Source organism: Streptomyces gottesmaniae, from assembly GCF_031845845.1.
GTDB classification, from domain to species: domain Bacteria; phylum Actinomycetota; class Actinomycetes; order Streptomycetales; family Streptomycetaceae; genus Streptomyces; species Streptomyces akebiae.
On record NZ_JAVRFJ010000002.1, the window covers coordinates 127,650 to 146,576 of the forward strand.

An 18,927-nucleotide genomic window follows, 5' to 3' on the forward strand; every position below is an offset into this window, starting at 1 on the left:
CTGGTGTGGTTACTGCCAGGGCGCGGGGTACCGCGCGACCGGCGGAGCTACTTGGCCTTCTCGAAGTCGATGGAGCTGTAGGCCCGCAGCTTGCTCAACCGGTGCGTCGAATCGATCCGGCGCACCGTCCCCGACTTCGACCGCATCACGATCGAGTCGGTGGTCGCGGTCTCCGACCGGTACCGCACCCCTCGCAGCAGCTCACCGTCGGTGATCCCCGTGGCCACGAAGAACACGTTCTCCCCGGACACCAGGTCGTCGGTCGTCAGCACCCGGTCGAGGTCGTGCCCCGCGTCGATCGCCCGCTGTCGCTCCGCGTCGTCCTTCGGCCACAACTTGCCCTGGATCGTGCCGCCGAGACACTTCACCGCGCAGGCGGAGATGATGCCCTCGGGCGTACCGCCCACCCCGAGGAGCAGATCGACGCCCGTGCCCTCCCGCAGCGCCAGGATCGAGCCCGCGACATCGCCGTCGGAGATCAGCTTGATCCGCGCACCGGCCTCCCGGATCTCCTTGATGATCCCCTCGTGCCGGGGGCGGTCCAGGATGACCACGGTCACGTCGTCAGGGGCGGACCGCTTGGCCTTGGCGACCCGGCGGATGTTCACGGAGACGGGCGCGTCGATGTCGACGAAGTCGGCCGCCTCGGGCCCGGTGACCAGCTTGTCCATGTAGAAGACGGCCGACGGGTCGAACATCGTCCCCCGGTCGGCCGCGGCCAGCACGGCGATCGCGTTCGTCATGCCCTTGGCGGTCAGCGTCGTACCGTCGATCGGGTCCACGGCGATGTCGCACTCGGGCCCCGTGCCGTCACCGACACGCTCGCCGTTGAAGAGCATCGGGGCTTCGTCCTTCTCGCCCTCCCCGATCACGACGACACCGTTCATCGACACGGTGGAGACGAGGGTCCGCATGGCGCGAACGGCCGCTCCGTCCGCCCCGTTCTTGTCCCCGCGGCCGACCCAGCGGCCCGCGGCCATCGCGGCCGCCTCGGTCACCCGTACGAGCTCCAGGGCGAGGTTGCGGTCGGGGGCCTCGGAGGGGACTTCGAGCTCGGACGGCAGATGATGGTTCTCGGTCATCGGAGCGCACCTTTCTGATACGACGACGGCCGGATGAGGGTTCCGCTCGACTCTATCGTCAGTTCGACAGAATGAGCAGGGGACCCCACGGATGAGCAGACCAGGGCACCTGCGACGATGAGGCCGTGGCAGGTACGAAAGGCAAGCAGACCGTTCGCGACATGGTCCTCTCCCTGGGGCTCATCATGCTGGCGGCATGGGTGATCTATCTCTTCATCCCGCACGACGAGACCGAGCAGAAGCCCAAGCGCGTCGACTACCGCGTCGAACTGCTGACGGCGCGTCGCGCGGCCTCCTATCCGGTGGCGGCGCCCGAAGGCCTGCCCGCCACCTGGACGGCGACCTCCGTCCGCTTCCGGGGCGACGAGTCCGACCGCTGGCACCTCGGGTTCCACGACCCCGACGGGCAGTACGTGGGGATCGAGCAATCCGCCGAGAAGCCGTCCCGGTTCATCGCGGACGCCACCCAGGACGCGAAGAAGACCGGGACCACGCAGGAGATCGGCGACGAGACCTGGACCCGGTACGAGGGCGACCGCTACGACGCCCTCGTCCTCCAGGGCCAGGGCTCCACCACCGTCGTCACCGGCTCCGCGTCCTTCACCCAGCTGACGAAGATGGCCGAGGCGCTCACGACGGAGTGACCCCCGCTCACGACGGAGTGACCTCCGCTCACGACGGAGTGACCTCCGCTCACGACGGAGTGACCTCCGCTCACGACGGAGTGACCTCCGCTCACGACGGAGTGACCTCCGCTCACGACGGAGTGACCTCCGCTCGCGACGGAGTGACCGCGCTGCGGTGGGACGAGAGCTGCGTAGGGCCCCGGCGCGTGCGCCGGGGCCCTACGTCATGGCTGCTGTGAGGCTCAGATCGGGGTGGCACACGGACCCCCGTCGGGGACGCTCCCCGCTACTCGGTGCCCCCGGCCTTCCCGTCGGCCGCAGACTCCGCCGACTCGTCCGCCAGCGCCGCGTCCAGCCGCGCCCGCGCCCCGTCCAGCCAGCGCCGGCAGACCCTGGCCAGCTCCTCGCCGCGCTCCCAGAGGGCGAGGGACTCCTCCAGCGTCGTACCGCCCGCCTCCAGGCGCCGGACGACCTCGATCAGCTCGTCCCGCGCCTGCTCGTACCCGAGGGCGCGATCGGCCTCGGAGACCCCGGCGGCCTCGGTCGTCGCCTCCGCCTCACTCACGTTGCTGGTCATGCGGCCCACCTTATGCGTCCCCTCCGACAGTCCCGGTCCCGTGGCCGGTCCCCGCTCCCTCGACCCGTACGACGAACTCGCCCTCAGCCACCCGCGCCCGCAACGGCTCCTCCGGCCCGACCTCGCCGGGGGCGCGGATCACATGCCCGTCCGCCTTCTGCAGCACCGCGTACCCCCGCTGGAGCGTCGCCGCGGGGGAGAGGGCCACCACGCGCGCGTGCGTGTGCGTCAACTCCGAGACAGCGCGGTCCAGATGGTGCCCGAGGCAGCGGCGTCCCCGGTCGAGCAACGAGGCCACGTGGTCGGCACGCTCGTCGATCATGCGGTGCGGGTCCTCTATCGAAGGGCGCGCCAACGCATGGGCCAGCCCCCGCTCCTCCCGCTCCACGAACGCCTGCACGCACCGTCGCGCCCGGTCCCGCAGCCACCGCACGCGCTCGTACTCCTCGCCCACGTCCGGTACGACCTTCTTGGCCGCGTCGGTCGGCGTGGACGCGCGCAGGTCCGCCACGTAGTCCAGCAACGGCGTGTCCGGCTCGTGCCCGATCGCCGACACCACCGGCGTACGACAGGCCGCGACCGCCCGTACGAGCTGCTCGTCGGAGAACGGCAGGAGGTCCTCGACACTGCCGCCGCCGCGCGCCACCACGATGACGTCCACGCCCTCCAGGGCGTCCAGCTCCTTCACCGCCTGCACGACCTGCGGCACCGCGTGCACACCCTGCACGGCGACGTTGCGCACCTCGAAGCGGACGGCCGGCCAGCGGTGCCGCGCGTTCTCCAGCACGTCCCGCTCGGCTGCCGAGGCGCGGCCGCAGACGAGCCCGATGAGCTGCGGCAGGAAGGGCAGTGGCTTCTTGCGCTCGGTCGCGAACAGCCCCTCGCTCGCCAGCGACTTCTTCAACTGTTCCAGTCGGGCCAGCAGTTCACCGACCCCGACCGGCTTTATCTCGGTGGCCCGCAGCGACAGCTGCCCGCGCGGCGCGTACCACTCCGGCTTCGCCAGGACGACGACCCGGGCGCCCTCGCTCACCACGTCGGCCACCGCGTCGAACACCTGCCGGTAGCAGGTCACGCCCACGGAGATGTCGTGCGACGGGTCCCGCAGCGTGAGGAACACGACGCCCGCACCCGGCCGCCGCGACAACTGCGTGATCTGCCCCTCCACCCACACCGCGCCGAGCCGGTCGATCCAGCCACCGATGAGGCGGGAGACCTCGCCGACGGGGAGGGGGGATTCGGCGGACGTGTTCAGAGCCATGCGGCCGAGCGTAGCGGGGGGTACGGACAAAGCCGGTGGTTCGTGGTTGCTCGCGCAGGACCGAAAAGCCCGGGGCGCAGCCCCTGCTGTGCAGGGGCCCGGGGAACTGCGCGAGAAGCCCCACGCACCCGCACCCGCCGACGCACAGGCACCCCCCACCCCCTCGCGCGCCGCCCGTCGGCCAAGCCCCCGCCGGGGAACCCCCTACGATGGAGGACATGACCGCTTCGCCTGGCCGCCGCCGTGTCCTCCTCGCCGCCCCGCGTGGCTACTGCGCGGGCGTCGACCGCGCGGTGATCGCCGTCGAGAAGGCCCTGGAGCAGTACGGGGCCCCGATCTACGTCCGCCACGAGATCGTCCACAACAAGTACGTCGTGCAGACACTGGAGAAGAAGGGCGCCATCTTCGTCGAGCAGACGGAGGAGGTCCCCGAGGGCAACATCGTCATGTTCTCGGCGCACGGCGTCGCCCCGACCGTCCACGAAGAGGCCGCCCGCGGCAAGCTCGCCACCATCGACGCGACCTGCCCGCTGGTCACCAAGGTCCACAAGGAAGCGATCCGGTACGCGCAGGACGACTTCGACATCCTCCTGATCGGGCACGAGGGCCACGAAGAGGTCATCGGCACCTCGGGTGAGGCCCCGGACCACATCCAGCTGGTCGACGGTCCCGAGGACGTCGCCAAGGTCGAGGTCCGCGACCCGTCCAAGATCGTCTGGCTCTCCCAGACCACGCTCTCCGTCGACGAGACGATGGAGACGGTCGGCGCGCTCAAGGAGAAGTTCCCGCTGCTCGTCTCGCCGCCGAGCGACGACATCTGCTACGCCACGCAGAACCGTCAGCTCGCCGTGAAGCAGATGGGCGCCCAGGCGGAACTGGTCATCGTGGTCGGCTCCCGCAACTCCTCCAACTCGGTCCGGCTCGTCGAGGTCGCCAAGCTCGCCGGCGCCCGCGAGGCCTACCTGGTGGACTTCGCGAGCGAGATCGACGAGGCCTGGCTGGAGGGCGTGGAGACCGTCGGCGTCACCTCGGGCGCCTCCGTGCCGGAGGTCCTCGTCGAAGAGGTCCTGGAGTGGCTGTCGCAGCACGGCTACGAGGACGTCGAACTGGTGAAGGCCGCCGAGGAGTCGATCACCTTCTCCCTGCCCAAGGAGCTCCGCCGCGACCTGCGCGAGGAGGCGGCCTCCCTGGTCGCCGAGCGCACCGGCCAGGGCGCCTGACCCCGCGAACGCCCGCGTACGGCCCCGGGACGTGAAGGTTCCGGGGCCGTACCCGTTCGGGGACGTGAGGATTCCCGCGCCCGTCGGCGGTCTGCCACCTCGGGAACGTGACTAACAGTCGTACGACGTAACGTAGGGCCATGCACATCTTCGGCGTGGACATCGGTGGTTCGGGTATCAAGGGCGCTCCCGTGGACCTGGACCTGGGGGACCTGGCGGACGAGCGGTACAAGGTGCTGACCCCGCACCCGGCGACGCCCGACGCGGTGGCCGACGGGGTCAAGGAGGTCGTCGACCACTTCGGCTGGACCGGCCCGGTCGGCATCACCTTCCCCGGTGTGGTCACGGGCGGTGCCACGATCCGTACGGCGGCCAACGTCGACAAGAGCTGGATCGACGTCGACGCGCGCGCCCTGCTGAGCGAGCGGATCGGCGGCCTGCCGGTGACCGTGGTGAACGACGCGGACGCGGCGGGTGTGGCCGAGGTCCAGTTCGGCGCCGGGCGCGACCGGCAGGGCACGGTCATCCTGCTCACCTTCGGCACGGGTATCGGCAGTGCCGTCTTCTCCGACGGCGTCCTCGTCCCCAACACGGAGCTGGGCCACCTGGAACTGCACGGCCACGACGCCGAGACCCGCGCCTCCACCAAGGCCAAGGACGACCACGAGCTGACCTGGGAGCACTGGGCCAAGCGCGTCACCAAGTACCTCGCCCACGTCGAGATGCTCTTCTCGCCCGAGCTCTTCATCGTCGGTGGCGGCGTCAGCCGCAAGTCCGCGAAGTTCCTCCACCTCATCGAGGGCATCAGGGCGGAGATCGTCCCGGCCCAGCTGCAGAACAACGCGGGCATCGTGGGCGCGGCGATGAGAGCGGCGAAGGCCGGCTAGGCGGATGCGTGTGCGTGTGCGTGTGCGGGTTCGGGTTCGGATGCGTTGCCGGGTGCGGCTCCGGTGGGGCTTCTCGCGCAGTTCCCGCGCCCCTGAAAAGCAGGGGCTGCGCCCCGTGCTTTTCACCCGCAGCCCCGCCGCTTTCGAGACCCGCAGGACATTGGTCTCCCAGGCCCGCAGGGGCCTGGTCTCCCAGGCTGGCAGTCCCGTCGCTTTCCAGGCCCGCAGGGGCCTGGTCTTTTAGGGGCGCGGGGAAACTGCGCGAGAAGCCCCACGCAGCCGCACCCGTACGACGGCCTCTCGCGACCCGGCACACGAGCGCCCCTTACCCCCGCGGCACGGTACGGCGTGGCTGGGCCGGAGGCCGTGGTGACCTGGGCCCGACGGGCCGGTGGTCGTACGATCCCGGTCCGCGCGTGCCAGGCGCTGCTCCCCGCCCCGGCCCCCCGTCCCGGCTCCGCCCACCCTGCCCACCGACCCGAACTCGCCCCTCCCGGGCCGAGCCGCCCCGCTCCCCCTCGCCCACCCGGTCCCTCTCCCGTTCGGCGACCCGGCGGGCCATCAGCCGCAGCTTGCGCACGGTCACGATGACGCCGGCGACGAGGGTGCCGCCGTAGAGCCAGCCGGCCTCCAGGGCGAGGGCGGTGACCAGGGCCATCAGATGCCCTCCGAGGCCGCCCTCGCCCTCGGCGAGCAGCGGCAGCCCCACCGCGAAGGCGATCGGTACGACGACGGGCGCGCTCGCCAGGTCCCCGCGCCGCACCCACCCCGCGCTCAACGCGCTGACCAGGAGGAACAGCACGCCGTACACGGTCGCGGACGCGCCGAGGAGCAGCCGGTCGAGGCCGGCCAGCACCACCATCGAGACTCCGCAGAACAACCCGCAGCCCAGTCCGGTGAGGCGTGGATTCGGCATCCGGCGCACGGCCCGCGCGATGCTCCGCACGGCGCGGACCGGAGGCGGTACGGGCCCGCGCGCGACCGGAGCACGACGCGGCCCACCCGCGCCGGGAACCCGGCCCCCTCTGCCCGCCTGCGGCGGCAGGGGCGAGGCGCCGCGCTGCGGCCCGGTCCGAGGGGGATGCGGGGGGTACGCCCTTTGCTGCTGCTCCACTCGTCCAACTTAGGTCGGTTAATGTGCCGAATGGGTTCACAGACACGCCGTCGAGCGGACCTTGGCCAAGCGTTCGATACCTCGCCGGTGCGGGTGCCGGTACGCCGTAAACTGGGGGATCGGCCGGCCTTCCGGCCGCTGGGGCACGATCCGCCGGACAGGCTCCGGGCCGGCCCCAGGCCCAGCCGCTCCAGCCCCGGCCGCCTGGCCCTCCTACGTACGGGAAGTCGCAAACGTGTCGCTCACGATCGGAATCGTCGGTCTGCCCAATGTCGGCAAGTCGACCCTGTTCAACGCCCTGACCAAGAACGACGTGTTGGCGGCCAACTACCCGTTCGCCACGATCGAGCCGAACGTCGGCGTCGTGGGCGTCCCGGACGAGCGCCTGGCCAAGCTGGCCGAGATCTTCGGCTCGCAGCGCGTCCTCCCGGCGACCGTCGACTTCGTCGACATCGCGGGCATCGTGCGCGGCGCCAGCGAGGGAGAGGGCCTCGGCAACAAGTTCCTCGCGAACATCCGCGAGTCGGACGCGATCTGCCAGGTCATCCGTGCCTTCCAGGACGAGAACGTCGTCCACGTCGACGGCAAGGTCTCGCCCAAGGACGACATCGAGACGATCAACACCGAGCTGATCCTCGCCGACCTCCAGACCATCGAGAAGGTCCTGCCCCGGCTCCAGAAGGAGTCGCGCATCAAGAAGGACATCGCCCCGAAGGTCGCCGCCGTCGAGGCCGCCAAGGAGATCCTGGAGAAGGGCGACACCCTCTTCTCCCAGGGCATCGTGCAGGGATCCGGCAACGAGGAGCTCCTCCACGACCTGCACCTGCTCACCACCAAGCCGTTCCTGTACGTCTTCAACGTCGACGAGGACGAGCTGACCGACGAGGACTTCAAGAACGAGCAGCGCGCCCTGGTGGCGCCCGCCGAGGCGATCTTCCTCAACGCCAAGCTGGAGCAGGACCTCGCCGAGCTGGACGAGGCGGACGCGATGGAGCTCCTGGAGTCGGTCGGCGCGGTGGAGCCGGGCCTCGCCACCCTCGCCCGTGTCGGCTTCGACACGCTGGGCCTGCAGACCTACCTCACGGCCGGCCCCAAGGAATCCCGCGCCTGGACCATCAAGAAGGGCGCGACGGCCCCCGAGGCGGCCGGTGTGATCCACACCGACTTCCAGAAGGGCTTCATCAAGGCCGAAGTGATCTCCTTCACCGACCTGGTCGAAACCGGCTCGGTGGCCGAGGCCCGCGCCAAGGGCAAGGCCCGTATGGAGGGCAAGGACTACGTGATGCAGGACGGGGACGTCGTCGAGTTCCGCTTCAACGTGTAGCGGCTGACGCACCACCATGCCGCTGACCTTGCGCAGTGCGGGTCGGCAGGGGCCTGACTCCTCGGGGTCGGGCCCTGCTTCTTCCCGGACGGTCACTCCCCGGGGGCCCTGTCCGCCAGCCGCCCCACGGCGAACGCGACGGCGTCAGCGAAGTCGAACAGGCGGCAGTGGGCATGGCCGACCCGGCCGGAGCGCACCGCCCCGGTCGCCTCGAAGGCGGCCCCCAGCGCTGCGAACGGGGAGGTGTCCAGGTGTGGGTCGGCGCCTTCGGGCAGGCCCGCGAGACGGCTCGGGACGCGGTACTCCGCCAGGTGGAACGCGGTGCACGCCTCGAAACCGGTCCCCAGCAACAGCACCCGGGCGTCGAGCTTCTCCAGTCTGCCCAGCGGTGACTCCTCGCCCAGGGAGCAGTCGGGGGAGTGGTCGGAGGTGATGTGGTCCGCCTGGGCGCCCAGCGCGGTGAAGGCACTCCGCGGATGAGCGCTGCGCAGGGCGGCCGGCCGGGTCCGTACCGTCTCGGCCAGGACACCGACGCCGAGGCCCGCTGCGGTGTACGGCGCGGGCGCGGGCGTCGCGGCGCGGGCGTCGTCGGGTGTCGGGGTGTACATCACGAGCGTCCCGTCGGGCCCGAGGACTTCGGACAGCGCGCTCACCATGGTCTCGGCGCCGTTGGAGACGGGCCCGACCGTACTCAGGGCGGAGTGCACGAGGACGGTGTCTCCGGCCCGGAGCCCCAATTCGCGAAGGTCATGGACGAGGTCCGCTCTGCCTCGCAGCGTCCCCGCCGGCACGGACCGGCGACGCACGGCCTCCCGCAGCTCCGTCACGAACCGCTCGCCCGCGGGCAGGAGTTCGCCGCTTTCGAGGAGCGTGCCGACGGCGGTGTCGGTGTGCTCGCGCCAGGTGTCGTACTCGCGTCGGGCCCGCTCGCCTCCCGTCCCGGAGGCGACTTCGGCGCGCCAGAAGTCCGTCACGCCCAGATGCGCGTACGTCCCCTGGAGCAGCGCTCCGGCCGGTCGCGGATCGGGCCGCCACGGGGCGTGGTAGCGGGCGTCCGTCGGAGGGCCGTGCAGGGGCAACAGGTCGAGCAGCGCCCCGAGTTGGACGTGCAGAAACTCGTGCACGAGGGTCAGGGCGAGCAGCACCGGGTCGTCGGGCAGGGAGACGGCGACGGCTCCGAAGGCCCGCCGGGCCGCGGAACTCACCTCGGTGCCATCGTGCTTGGGACGCAGCGGGACCACGGTGGTCAGGCCGGCGGCGATGGTCTGCGCGTGCCAGGGGTGCCGCGTCACGAGCACGGTCCAGGCGGCACGCAGCGCCTGGGTCCACTCCTGTGTCTGCCCTGCGGTGAGCGGTTCGGCGAGCTCGTGACCGTGCGCCTCACGGAAGGGGCCGTGGTCGGCGAGCCGCAGTTCGAGTGCCGTGCCGTCACAGAGGGCGTCGACGCGGTGCCATGCCCGCCGACCCGGATCCGCCGTCAGGTGTTCCAACCACCGCAGATCGGTGGGCAGTCCGCGGTCCAGCGCGGTGAGGGCCCGGGTCAGTCCCTCGTCCAGGTAGGGGTGCAGCATGACCTCGTGCCATGCCGCGCGGTCCCGCCGGTTCAGTTCGACCAGGGCGCGGTACGCCGCTTCCGCGGTGCCCTCCTCCGGATGCCCGTCCGCCGCCCGGCGCAGGGCCCGCACCATCAGCATGCGTTTGCTCAGTTGCCCGTTCCGCAGCAGGTCCACGGCGGTCGCACCGCCGCGGGCGCGGGCCAGGGCCCTGAAGACGAGGGCGGGCACGGTGTGCGGGACGAGATCCTGGCCGGGGCGTGGTGCGACGCCGGCCCCCCGCTCCGTCGCCGCTGTCATCGGGACGCCTTCCGCCGGGGCGCGGTCAGCGCGGCGACGTCCCGGCGCAGCCGCGTGCCGATGTGGTCGACCAGTACCGCCAGGTCGTCGCAGTACACGGAGGGAGCCGAGAAGACCGGGGTGGCTCCGGGCGAGTATCTGTGGGCATACAGACCGCCGCCGCACACGCGGGAGCGGGAGCAGGAGTGGCAGACCGGGCCGAGCCCCTTCAACCCGCGCTGCCGGGCGCGGAAGGCGGGATGCGCGGCGGCGTCGGCGAAGGTGTCGCGGAACACGTGCAGTCCGGTCTCGGGCGCCCCGGGATAGCTCACCTTGAGGGAGTCGGCCTGCTCGATCGCCCCGTCGGTCTCCACGACGACGAGGTCGATGGGTGTGAGACCGACCACCTCGCTGCGGGCGGTGCCGCCGAGCAGCAGCACCATGATCTCCTCGAACAGGCGGATGCCGGTCTCCCGGCTCGGGGCGCCGTACCAGCGGTCGAAGACCGGAAGCAGCCAGTCGGCGTACGGGGTGGCACGTGTGGTCCCACCCGGTGCGGGTGGAGCCGAGGGCGGGGAGGTCCGTGCGGCGAGCCCGGGCGGCGGAGCCTGCCAGGTCCCGTGCGGGAGTAAGAGGTCCAGCCGGGGCGGAGCGAACTTCAGGAGCGCGTCGTACGTCTCCAGCGGGTCGGTGGTGGGGTCGATCACGCACAACAGGCCGGCGAACAGGTGCCGGTGGGCCGGGTCCGTGAGCAGTTCGAGCGCGCGGGCGGTGGCGGCGTGACTGCCCCGCCCGTCGGCTCGCCTCCGGTGCCGGTCGTGCCCGGCCGGGGTGCCGTCCAGGCTCACCCCGATCCGGACGCCGTGACGGTCGAGAACGGGGAGCAGTCGCGGGTCCTCGGCGAGCCGGATGCCGTTGGTCTGCAGGGTGAAGCGAGGTGCGGCGATCCCGTCCAGGGCGTCGGTGACCGTCCCGAGGAGTGTTTCCAGGTGGTCCGGTCCGACCAGCAGCGGCTCACCGCCGTGCAACACCACGTGCACCTCGGACAGTTCGTGCTCTGCGGCGTGTTCGGCCATCAGCCGCGCCGCCCGCCGGACCGTCGCCGGGGCCATGCTCCTGGGGCGTTGCCGCCAACTCTGGTCGGCCGCCTCGTACATGTAGCAGTACGTACAGGCCAGATTGCACCGGCTGTGAATCTTCAGCAGGAACTGCCGGAAGGGCACGGACTCCGTCCCGCTGTCCGGCGCGGCGGGCGGGGCGTTGGTGGCGGACATCGGCATCGATCGCTCTGGTACGGCGGCGGAGGAAAGAGGCCATCATAGGTACCCCGTGGGCTCCGTGTGGCGCTTGGGGCGGATGACGTCCGCTGATCAGGTGGTCGGTGGTTCGATGTCGGAGTCGAGTCGTTTTCCGGACAGTATCGTCCGGGTCGTGGGGTGCGCCTCGCCCAGCTTGTCCCGGGCCCTGCGCGCCGCCTCCTCCGCCAACTGCCCGGCCTCCTCCGTACGGCCGATCGCCCGCAGGCTCAGGCCCAGGTTGGAGGTGATGCTGATGGCGTCGTAGTGGTCGGGGCCCAGGATGTCGAGGAAGTACCGCCGCGCACGCCGGTCCCACTCGACCGCTTCTTCCAGGTCGCCGGCCAGAGCGAGGTCGTTCGCGTGATTGATCATGCAGCTGAGGCTGTACGGGTGACTCTCCCCGACGATCCGTGACATCTGGTGCAGAGCCATGTGGGACAGCTCCCGTGCGGAGTCCGTACTGGCCGTCAACCGCCGGTAGACCGAGAGGTTGGTGGCACAGGCGAGCGTGACCGGGTGCTCCGCCCCGAGGTAGGTGCTGTAGCGGTCCATCGCCCGCTCGGCCAGCTGCCGTGCCCGCTGCGGCTCCCCGAGCGCCGCCAGGTCGCAGGCGAGACCGCAGGCCGCGGCGAGCGTGTCGGTGTGTTCCGTGCCGTGCGCCTCGACGTAACGGGAGTGGATGTCCTCGTCGATCTTCCTCGCCTGTTCGTAGTCACCGGCCCGGCGCAGGGCCACGGCGAGGTTGCGGCGCGTCCGCAGCGTCTCCATGTGGCCGTCGCCGAGTGTCTGTTCGTACAACTGGACGGTGTTGCGCAGCAGTTCCAGGGCCTCCCTCAGACTCCCCGTCTCGCGCAGGTCCCGGGCGTAGTTGCTGGCGAACAGCAGGGAGTAGAAGTTGTCCCGGCCGCGCGCCTCGCTCTGCTGCCGGTAGGCGAGTTCGTGGAGATCGAGGGCCGCCCGGCGATCACCCGCGAGGTACTCCGACATACCGAGGTTGCTGGTGTACATGAGGGTGCGCGGGTGGTCGTCCCCCAGCGTCCGCAGGGCTCCGTCGAGGGTCTTGCGGTCGAGTTCCCGGGCCTCCACGTAGCGGCCCAGCGCGCGCAGGTCGGCGGCGACGTTCCCGGCGGCCGCGAGCGTGTGCGCGTAGTCCGGGCCCTTGGTGCGGTGGAACCGCTCGAAGGTGTCCCGGTCGATCTCGTACGCCTTCTCCAGCCGCCCCCTGGAGCGCAGCACGTTGCCGAGCTGGATGCGGAGCATCAGGGTCTGTGGGTCGTCGGGGTGCCCGATGCCGCACGTCTTCCAGCGTGCCAGTGTGCGTTCCGCGAGCTCCTGGCCGTCTGCCCGCAGGCCGCGTTTCCACAGGTAACGCACGGAATCGGTGACCCACTTGCGCACTTCGGGATCCGGGCTCTCGGCGGCCAGGCTGGGCCGCAGATGGGGCAGCAGTTCCGCGTAACGGTCCCAGTCGGCGGGGACGTCGGGGTCACCCGGGTCGGCGTCCACCAGCGCGGCGTGCACCACACCGCGTGCCTGCGGTGTGCGTGCGTCGTCGACCTGGTCGCGGATGACCGCCTGCACCAGCCGGTGCACCGTGAGCGTCGCGCTGCTCTGATCGCTCTTGGCCAGACCGAAACGATTGATCGTACGCACCAGTTGGGCGACGGCCATCTCGTCGCGTGGCTCACCCGACGGCAGGGTCAACGCCTTGGTGACGGCTTTGCTGTAGAGGAGCCGCAACGGAATGGGGTCGGGCCCGAAGAAGGAACAGATCTCCAGCATCTCGGCCGCGGCCTGATTGACCCGACGCAGTTCGTCCACCGCCAGGTTCCAGGTCGCCGCGGCCGAGTGGGGGTAGTCCCGCTCCGGTAACTGGGTCGTCTGCAGCACCTCGGTGAGGCGGTCCTTGAGCAGCGCCAGATAGGTGGCCACCGGCATACTGCTCTCGCTGAGCCAGACCGCGGCCTGGGCGACGGCCAGCGGCAGGTCGCCCAGTTCCCTGGCCACCTCCTCGGCGTCGGAGGCCGTGAGTCCGGTGTTGAGGCGGTGCAACAGGTCGGTGCTCTCCTGACGCTGGAACACCTCGACCTCGACCAGTCCCGCGTCGTTCACCCAGGTCCGGTCGCGGGATGTGAGAAGGACATGCCCACCGGGCGGCCCCGTCGGGAGGAACGCCGCGAGTTGTTCGGGGCGTCCGGCGTTGTCGTAGACCAGAAGCCAGCGGTCGAAAGGCTCTCCCCGTCGTAACGCCCGCAGCACCGACTCCGCTGTGCTCCCCACGTCCTCGCCGACCTCCAGGCCGAGACGGGGGGCGAGATCGGCGAGGGCCGGGCGAATCAGACCAGGTTGCGCGGCGGGGACCCACCAGACCACGTCATAGGCCGCTTTGAACCGGTGTGCGTACTCTTGGGCGATCTGTGTCTTTCCCACTCCACCGAGCCCGTAGAGGACCTGTGTCGTGCTGCCGGAGGTGAAGCCGTTGCGCAGCCGCTCCAGCAAGAAGCCCCGGCCGGTGAAGGACACGTTCCTGGATGGAACTCGCTGTACCGAGGGGGAGGTACCGGGAAACGGCGGGGCGGGTGCGTCGGGAGCCGGCGCGACGCTGCCCGGGACGCGGGCGCGGCGGACCGGGCCGACGACCGACAGCAGTTGGGCCTCCGCCTCCTCGGGGGTGCGGTGGGTGAGGTCGGCGGCGAACCGTCCCCGGAAGGGGGCCCGAGCAGTGGTCTCGAACTCCTGGACGCGTACCGCCAGCAGTGCTCTGTCGGCGCTCTCAAGACCTCGCAACTGCTTCCAGACGTCCTGGGCACGCCGCTGCGCCATGTACTCGGGGGAGAGCAGGGCGAGCAGCCGTCCGCGCCCCTTCAGGACGGGGGCGACCTCGGGCAGCGTCCCGGCGTCCGGTTCGGCGGTGCTGTGCAGCGAGACCTGGTATCCGATGACCTCCAGCCTGGCCGCGATCCATTCCGCCCACATTCGGTCGGCCGAGGCGTAGCTGACGTGGATGCGCGGCCACGACGTCCTGGGGTCGAGGTAGGCGGCACGCATCCGCTGCCGCTCGTCCTCCGGATGGGGGGCGAGGGATCGCACTCGGCCGTCGGTGATCCACGAGGTGAGCCGCTCGAACGCCGCGAGCAGGTTTCCCGGCTGGGAGGGCCGGTCCCGGACCGTGGCCGGGATCTCGGCGTAGGCGTAGTACTTCTTGTAGGGGACCTCGACCTCTCCCCAGTACTGGTCCTGCTCCGATTCGCCCAGCCAGGAGAGGAACGGTCCGAACTCGGCTCGGGCCAGGTCGCGGCCCCATTCGAGCAGTTCCTGTTCGCCGTCCTCGACACGCATGGGGACGGGCAGGATGCGAACGGGGTGGCGCACCTCCGAGGCCACCGACTGCGCGACGTCCAGGCCGCCTTCGATGCTCTGGTGGTTCAGTACGAACCCGTCGACGAGGACGTCCGGCATGACGGTGGTGCAGATCCCCGAGATGTCGCTGACGCCGGTGCGGCTGTCGATGAGGACGTAGTCGTACGCAGCCTTCATCTCCTCCCGCAGCACCTGGAGGAAGGAGCCGCCGCCCAGACGTTCGTAGAACGCGCGCCAGTTGAAGCTGGTGACGTCCGCGGAGTACGAGGGAGACATCCGCCCGGCGGGCAGGAAGTCGAGCCGGCCGCCCCCGGGGAAGCGCAGGTCCAGGCCGGTGGTGCGAGGGCCGAGCCGGGCGTGGGAACGCAGTTCGTCGTCACTCATCACGGTGGTCCCGGCGCCGGGTTCCAGCGGTTCCCCGGGGCGTATCACCTGTCCGACGAAGGAGTTCACCATGTTGATCAGGCCGTCGGTGTCCCGCAGCTTCGGGTCGAGGAGGAAGGGGCGCAGATACCGGTGCAGTCCGGGGGCCTCGAGGTCCCAGTCGACCAGCAGCACCCGCTTGCCGTTGCTGGCCATGATCCAGCCGACGTTGACCAGGGCCATCGTGCGGCCCGTGCCACCCTTGTAGGAATAGAAGGTGACTATCCGGCCGGTGTCCTGAGCCTCGGTCTCAGAGCTCATCGTCCTGATCCTTCCGCAGGGGCGTACGACCCGGCGGCTCGGTCGGATCGTCGGTGCTGGAGGGCGGCGTGTACGGGACGTTGAGTCCCGGCATGGGCGGTGCCGACGGCCCGGCGGGCAGCCGGCGCGGCACGGCCTGCTCCATGAGGCGGTTCTGGGCGACCACCACCATGCGGGCCAGCCTGCTCTCGAACCGTTGTCTTTCGACCTGGACCTGGAACAGCGGATCGTAGGGGTCGTTGCGCCGCATCCAGTTGCGTCTGAAGACCTGCTGAAGGTCGGTCCACAGTTTCTCGTCGACGGATTCCTCGTCCGTCTCGTGACACGGCACGAGGACGCCGGTGACAGGGTGGTTCTGCCGGTCGTAGTCGGACAGCGGAGCGCGGTACCGGCCTTCCCGGGCGGCCCACGCGTCGACCAGCAGCACGGAGGTCTGGTTGTTGTGCATGGCCTCGTCGAGCTTCTCGCCGAGGCCCCGGTCGACGACCTCCAGGCTGCTCGTGCACCCCTCGTCGATGATCACGCGCTGCGCCCGGTAAGCCACGGTGGGGTGGATCGGCGGGTGGTACGGCGTCCAGTCGAGCGGTGAGGGCCCGTAGTACTCGGGCCGCTGCCGACCCGTGGGCAGGGGGTCGGTGACGCCCGCGGCGATGAACACCCGGACGTGACCCGTGGTGCGTCTTCCCGGGCCCGCGGGTTCCCGCCCCTCGAAGGGGCTGCGCACGGTCCCCAGGTCGAGGCCCTGCGCACGGGGCAGCCGGAAGAGATCGGCGACGTGGTGCACCCGCTTCGCGACGAGTTCCAGGACGGCGCGGTAGGCGCGGCCCCCCGGAGCGGACCGCAACAGCCCCATCAGCCCCTGCTCCAGGTACTCCTGACCCATCGCCGGTTCGAAGTACTGGTACTTGCTGATCTCCGGCGGCATCGCATGGTGCAGGGGGACCCACAGGACCGGTATGAGCGCCGGTACCTCGATGTCGGTCTGCTCGCGGTACCTCAGCAGCCGGGATTCGAAGGCGGCCCATTCCTTGCCGCAGTAGGGACTGTTGACGTAGGCGGGTGAGCAGAGGGCCACCAGCGCCCGGCAGTGCCCGATCTCGTTGCCGAGCGCCGTCTCCCAGTCCATGCCCAGGCCGATCCGCTCGATGTCGAGGAACGGCTGTTGTCCGCCGCAGTCCGCGCCCAGGCGGCTCAGCTCTGCCAACAGGTCGTCGTAGAAACGACGCACGAAGGCGCTACCCCGGTCGTCCCGGCGCGCATAACTGAGGAAAAAGTACGGCTCTCGCTCCAAAGCACCCCCCGGCCGGCGTATCCGGCCGCAGGCGTTTCACCGCGCCTATGAGCCGGGATACGTGCGTGGCAACGTGATACCCCGCTGGACCGGGGCTCAACTCACCGAGGAAGGACGGATCGTAGTTGGCCGAAAGGCGGTGAGGAAGGCTGCGGACGGGTCAGAGAAGTGCCGACGCGAACGCGGCGAAGCTCTCGCCCGACGGGAACCGCACATCGTGGAGCACCGACGCGAGAACCGTGTCCGGCAGGTCCTCGAGCGCTTCCATGGGCAGGTCGGTGATGTCCACCAGGTCCGAGACGTACTCGGGGCCGCTCGTCTCTCTCAGCACCTGACGTGCCTTTCTACCTCGCACGCGCCGACTGGGCGTGTGCTTCTTGTGGTCCGGTGCCACGCCGGGGCACCGGGCGACGGGACAGAGCCTAGTCGCAGAGCGGCTCTGTTACGCAGCCGGAAGGCTCGCAAGAGGGAAATTCCCCCCTCTGCCACCGGCGTTCGGTGAGTTCCCCTGTCGGAAACGTGCTGGTTCGGGGTGTCGATCTCTCGCGCTGGGCAGCTTCCGAGCAGGTCGGCACATCAGGCCGGGGGAGGGGGACCGCATGTGGGTGGCATGGGCGATTCTTGGTGTGCTCGTCGTGTTCAACGGTGAGTTCCGGGTGCTGGCGGTCGCCGCCGGAGCGCTCCTGTTGTGGGTCGGACACAAGCGCAGCAGCATGCTGCTGACGGCGGTCGGCGCGGGGTGCCTGGCGCTGATGCTGTACGCGGCGTACTGACCCAGAGGCCCGCGGGCCGCTCGGGTCCTGCGGCCGTTCGGTCTCAGGCCCCCGCCAACCCCGTCTTCACGCCCGCGCCGCACAGCGGCACCACCGCCGTGCGCGACCCCAGCGCTCCGTCACGCACCGCCGCCCAGCAGGCCACGCCCGTGGACTCGACGTACAGGCCGCGGGAGGCCAGGTCGCGCTGGGCATGGCGGATCTGGTCCTCCGTCACGGTGAGGAAGGCGCCGCCGGAGTCGCGGACTGCGCGAAGGATCTGGCGGGCCCGGGGCGGGCGGGGGATGGCGATGCCCTCGGCGAAGGTGGGTGCCGTGGGAGTGGTCCCGACGAGGTCGTCGGCCCCCTCGGTCCAGGCGTGGGCGAGCGGTGCCACGGCGGCGGACTGGACGGCGTAGAGGGCGGGGCGGCGGTCGATGAGGCCCGCCGCGTGCAGTTCGGCGACGGCGAGGGCCGCGCCCAGCAGCAGCGTGCCGTTGCCGACCGGTACGACGATCACCTCGGGGAGGCGGCCGCCCAGGTCCTCCCACAGTTCGTGGACGTACGTCTTGGTGCCGTGCAGGAAGTACGGGTTGTAGACGTGCGAGGCGTAGAAGACGCCGTCCTCGTCCGCCGCCGCGCGGGCTACCCGCGCCGTGGCCTCGCGGTCGCCGTCGACGAGGTGGAGCTGCGCGCCGTGCGCCCCGATCTGCTCCAGCTTCTTGTCCGACGTGCCGGCCGGGACATACACCGTGCAGGGCAGCGCGGCCCGTGCGCAGTACGCGGCGACCGCCGTGCCCGCGTTGCCGCTGCTGTCGGCGATCACCTGCCGGGGCCCGAGCCGCAGGGCCAGTTCGGCGAGGAGCACCGCGCCCCGGTCCTTGAAGGACAGCGTCGGCATCAGGAAGTCCAGCTTGGCCCGGATGCCCTCCCGCAGGTCGACGAGCGGGGTCCGGCCCTCGCCCAGCGAGACCGTGGGCGACGCCAGGGGGAGGCATTCCGCGTAGCGCCAGAGCGAGTTCACCCGGCCGGAGAGCGACTTGAGCGATGCCGGTGTGGGCGCGAAGTCCAGGTCCAGGGGGCCCCGGCAGGCCGGGCAGCACCAGGCGAGGGAGGCGGCGGGGACGCGCGTGCCGTCCGTCGGGCAGAAGCGATCCGGCAGAGGGGTCATGAACGAAGGTTAGTTCGGGTGGGATGGGTCGGCAGGGTCGGCCGGTGCGCGTTCCGAGGCTCGTGTCGGCCGGGGAAGCTGAGCAGGTCGGGGAGCTCGTGTCGGCCGGTGAGGCTCATGCCGCTCGGTGTGGCCTGTGTCGGCGTGGGAAGTCCATGCAGGCCGGGGAGCCGGTGTCGCTCGGGGTGGCCCGTGTCGGCCGGGAAGTCCATGCAGGCCGGGGAGCCGGTGTCGCCCGGGGAGGCCCGTGCCGTCCGGGGAAGCCGAGCAGGCCGGGGAGCCTGTGCCGCTCGGGGAAGCTCATGCCGTCCGGTGAGGCCCATGCAGGCTGGGGAGATGCGTGCCCCCTGAGGAGCTGCGTGCCGACAGGGACGCCCGTGCCTTCCCGTGGGTGTTCTGGGCCGCCCGGCGTATCGCTCGCGCCGGTCACCCGCTTACCATGCGCCCA

15 protein-coding genes are annotated in these 18,927 nt (G+C 70.9%); 5 read left to right on the forward strand and 10 right to left on the reverse strand.

The annotated features are described in order from the left end of the window. Positions 1-47: 47 nt before the first annotated feature. Entirely contained in the window at positions 48-1,082 is a 1,035-nt protein-coding gene (gene glpX / locus RM704_RS03050) for a class II fructose-bisphosphatase (RefSeq protein ID WP_033531799.1), read from the reverse strand. A 125-nt stretch (positions 1,083-1,207) separates the two neighbouring features. Between glpX and RM704_RS03055 the strand changes: the two genes are divergently transcribed. Further along, positions 1,208-1,726 (forward strand): DUF4245 domain-containing protein, encoded by a 519-nt coding sequence (locus RM704_RS03055; RefSeq protein ID WP_311589182.1) that lies wholly within the window; start codon positions 1,208-1,210, stop codon positions 1,724-1,726. Positions 1,727-1,994: 268 nt separating this feature from the next. Here the strand turns inward: RM704_RS03055 and RM704_RS03060 are convergent, their stop codons facing one another. Beyond that, positions 1,995-2,285: an exodeoxyribonuclease VII small subunit gene (locus RM704_RS03060; protein WP_033529351.1), complete on the reverse strand. Its 291-nt coding sequence runs from the start codon at positions 2,283-2,285 to the stop codon at positions 1,995-1,997. 10 nt (positions 2,286-2,295) lie between these two features. Beyond that, positions 2,296-3,546: an exodeoxyribonuclease VII large subunit gene (gene xseA / locus RM704_RS03065; RefSeq protein ID WP_033529357.1), complete on the reverse strand. Its 1,251-nt coding sequence runs from the start codon at positions 3,544-3,546 to the stop codon at positions 2,296-2,298. Positions 3,547-3,755: 209 nt separating this feature from the next. Here xseA and RM704_RS03070 point away from each other — a divergent pair, with 209 nt between their 5' ends. Continuing rightward, positions 3,756-4,766 carry a 4-hydroxy-3-methylbut-2-enyl diphosphate reductase gene (locus tag RM704_RS03070; RefSeq protein WP_107072362.1) on the forward strand — a complete coding sequence of 337 codons (1,011 nt, stop codon included), beginning with the start codon at positions 3,756-3,758 and terminating at the stop codon, positions 4,764-4,766. A 140-nt stretch (positions 4,767-4,906) separates the two neighbouring features. Next, a complete protein-coding gene (gene ppgK / locus RM704_RS03075; RefSeq protein WP_033529352.1) occupies positions 4,907-5,653 on the forward strand; it encodes a polyphosphate--glucose phosphotransferase in 747 nt (248 codons plus the stop codon). A 325-nt stretch (positions 5,654-5,978) separates the two neighbouring features. On the opposite strand, the gene RM704_RS03080 is transcribed toward ppgK, so the two are convergent. Continuing rightward, the gene (locus RM704_RS03080) at positions 5,979-6,599 is read right to left on the reverse strand and encodes a DUF6542 domain-containing protein (protein ID WP_438828884.1); all 621 of its coding nucleotides are present in this window, start codon (positions 6,597-6,599) and stop codon (positions 5,979-5,981) included. Positions 6,600-7,002: 403 nt separating this feature from the next. On the opposite strand from RM704_RS03080, the gene ychF reads away from it, so the two are divergent. Beyond that, positions 7,003-8,091 carry a redox-regulated ATPase YchF gene (gene ychF, locus RM704_RS03085; protein ID WP_033529355.1) on the forward strand — a complete coding sequence of 363 codons (1,089 nt, stop codon included), beginning with the start codon at positions 7,003-7,005 and terminating at the stop codon, positions 8,089-8,091. Positions 8,092-8,183: 92 nt separating this feature from the next. Here ychF and RM704_RS03090 read toward each other — a convergent pair whose 3' ends face one another. From RM704_RS03090 to fxsA, 5 genes are all read right to left on the reverse strand, one after another. Beyond that, positions 8,184-9,944, reverse strand: a complete 1,761-nt coding sequence (locus RM704_RS03090; protein WP_078937264.1) for an AAC(3) family N-acetyltransferase — start codon at positions 9,942-9,944, stop codon at positions 8,184-8,186. Further along, a complete protein-coding gene (locus RM704_RS03095) occupies positions 9,941-11,203 on the reverse strand; it encodes an FxsB family cyclophane-forming radical SAM/SPASM peptide maturase (protein ID WP_033529356.1) in 1,263 nt (420 codons plus the stop codon). Before RM704_RS03095 ends, RM704_RS03090 begins: the two co-directional genes overlap by 4 nt. 90 nt (positions 11,204-11,293) lie before the next feature. After that, entirely contained in the window at positions 11,294-15,265 is a 3,972-nt protein-coding gene (fxsT, locus tag RM704_RS03100) for an FxSxx-COOH system tetratricopeptide repeat protein (RefSeq protein WP_311589191.1), read from the reverse strand. Then, positions 15,255-16,556, reverse strand: a complete 1,302-nt coding sequence (locus RM704_RS03105) for a TIR-like protein FxsC (protein WP_033525554.1) — start codon at positions 16,554-16,556, stop codon at positions 15,255-15,257. Before RM704_RS03105 ends, fxsT begins: the two co-directional genes overlap by 11 nt. 160 nt (positions 16,557-16,716) lie before the next feature. After that, positions 16,717-16,887, reverse strand: coding sequence for an FxSxx-COOH cyclophane-containing RiPP peptide (gene fxsA / locus RM704_RS03110; RefSeq protein ID WP_063774451.1), 171 nt, complete (start codon positions 16,885-16,887; stop codon positions 16,717-16,719). Between the two features lie 268 nt (positions 16,888-17,155). Here fxsA and RM704_RS03115 point away from each other — a divergent pair, with 268 nt between their 5' ends. Next, the gene (locus RM704_RS03115; RefSeq protein ID WP_192829579.1) at positions 17,156-17,329 is read left to right on the forward strand and encodes a hypothetical protein; all 174 of its coding nucleotides are present in this window, start codon (positions 17,156-17,158) and stop codon (positions 17,327-17,329) included. Between the two features lie 43 nt (positions 17,330-17,372). On the opposite strand, the gene RM704_RS03120 is transcribed toward RM704_RS03115, so the two are convergent. Then, positions 17,373-18,479, reverse strand: coding sequence for a threonine synthase (locus RM704_RS03120; RefSeq protein ID WP_033525553.1), 1,107 nt, complete (start codon positions 18,477-18,479; stop codon positions 17,373-17,375). Between the last annotated feature and the right edge of the window lie 448 nt (positions 18,480-18,927).

Excerpts from the sequence above, each read along its gene's own strand:
- xseA (WP_033529357.1), bottom strand. The coding sequence starts at position 3,546 with ATGGCTCTGAACACGTCCGCCGAATCCCCCCTCCCCGTCGGCGAGGTC.
- fxsT (WP_311589191.1), bottom strand. The coding sequence starts at position 15,265 with ATGAGCTCTGAGACCGAGGCTCAGGACACCGGCCGGATAGTCACCTTC.
- RM704_RS03120 (WP_033525553.1), bottom strand. The coding sequence starts at position 18,479 with ATGACCCCTCTGCCGGATCGCTTCTGCCCGACGGACGGCACGCGCGTC.
- glpX (WP_033531799.1), bottom strand. The coding sequence starts at position 1,082 with ATGACCGAGAACCATCATCTGCCGTCCGAGCTCGAAGTCCCCTCCGAG.
- RM704_RS03060 (WP_033529351.1), bottom strand. The coding sequence starts at position 2,285 with ATGACCAGCAACGTGAGTGAGGCGGAGGCGACGACCGAGGCCGCCGGG.
- RM704_RS03095 (WP_033529356.1), bottom strand. The coding sequence starts at position 11,203 with ATGCCGATGTCCGCCACCAACGCCCCGCCCGCCGCGCCGGACAGCGGG.
- RM704_RS03115 (WP_192829579.1), top strand. The coding sequence starts at position 17,156 with ATGTGGGTGGCATGGGCGATTCTTGGTGTGCTCGTCGTGTTCAACGGT.
- RM704_RS03070 (WP_107072362.1), top strand. The coding sequence starts at position 3,756 with ATGGAGGACATGACCGCTTCGCCTGGCCGCCGCCGTGTCCTCCTCGCC.
- ppgK (WP_033529352.1), top strand. The coding sequence starts at position 4,907 with ATGCACATCTTCGGCGTGGACATCGGTGGTTCGGGTATCAAGGGCGCT.
- RM704_RS03090 (WP_078937264.1), bottom strand. The coding sequence starts at position 9,944 with ATGACAGCGGCGACGGAGCGGGGGGCCGGCGTCGCACCACGCCCCGGC.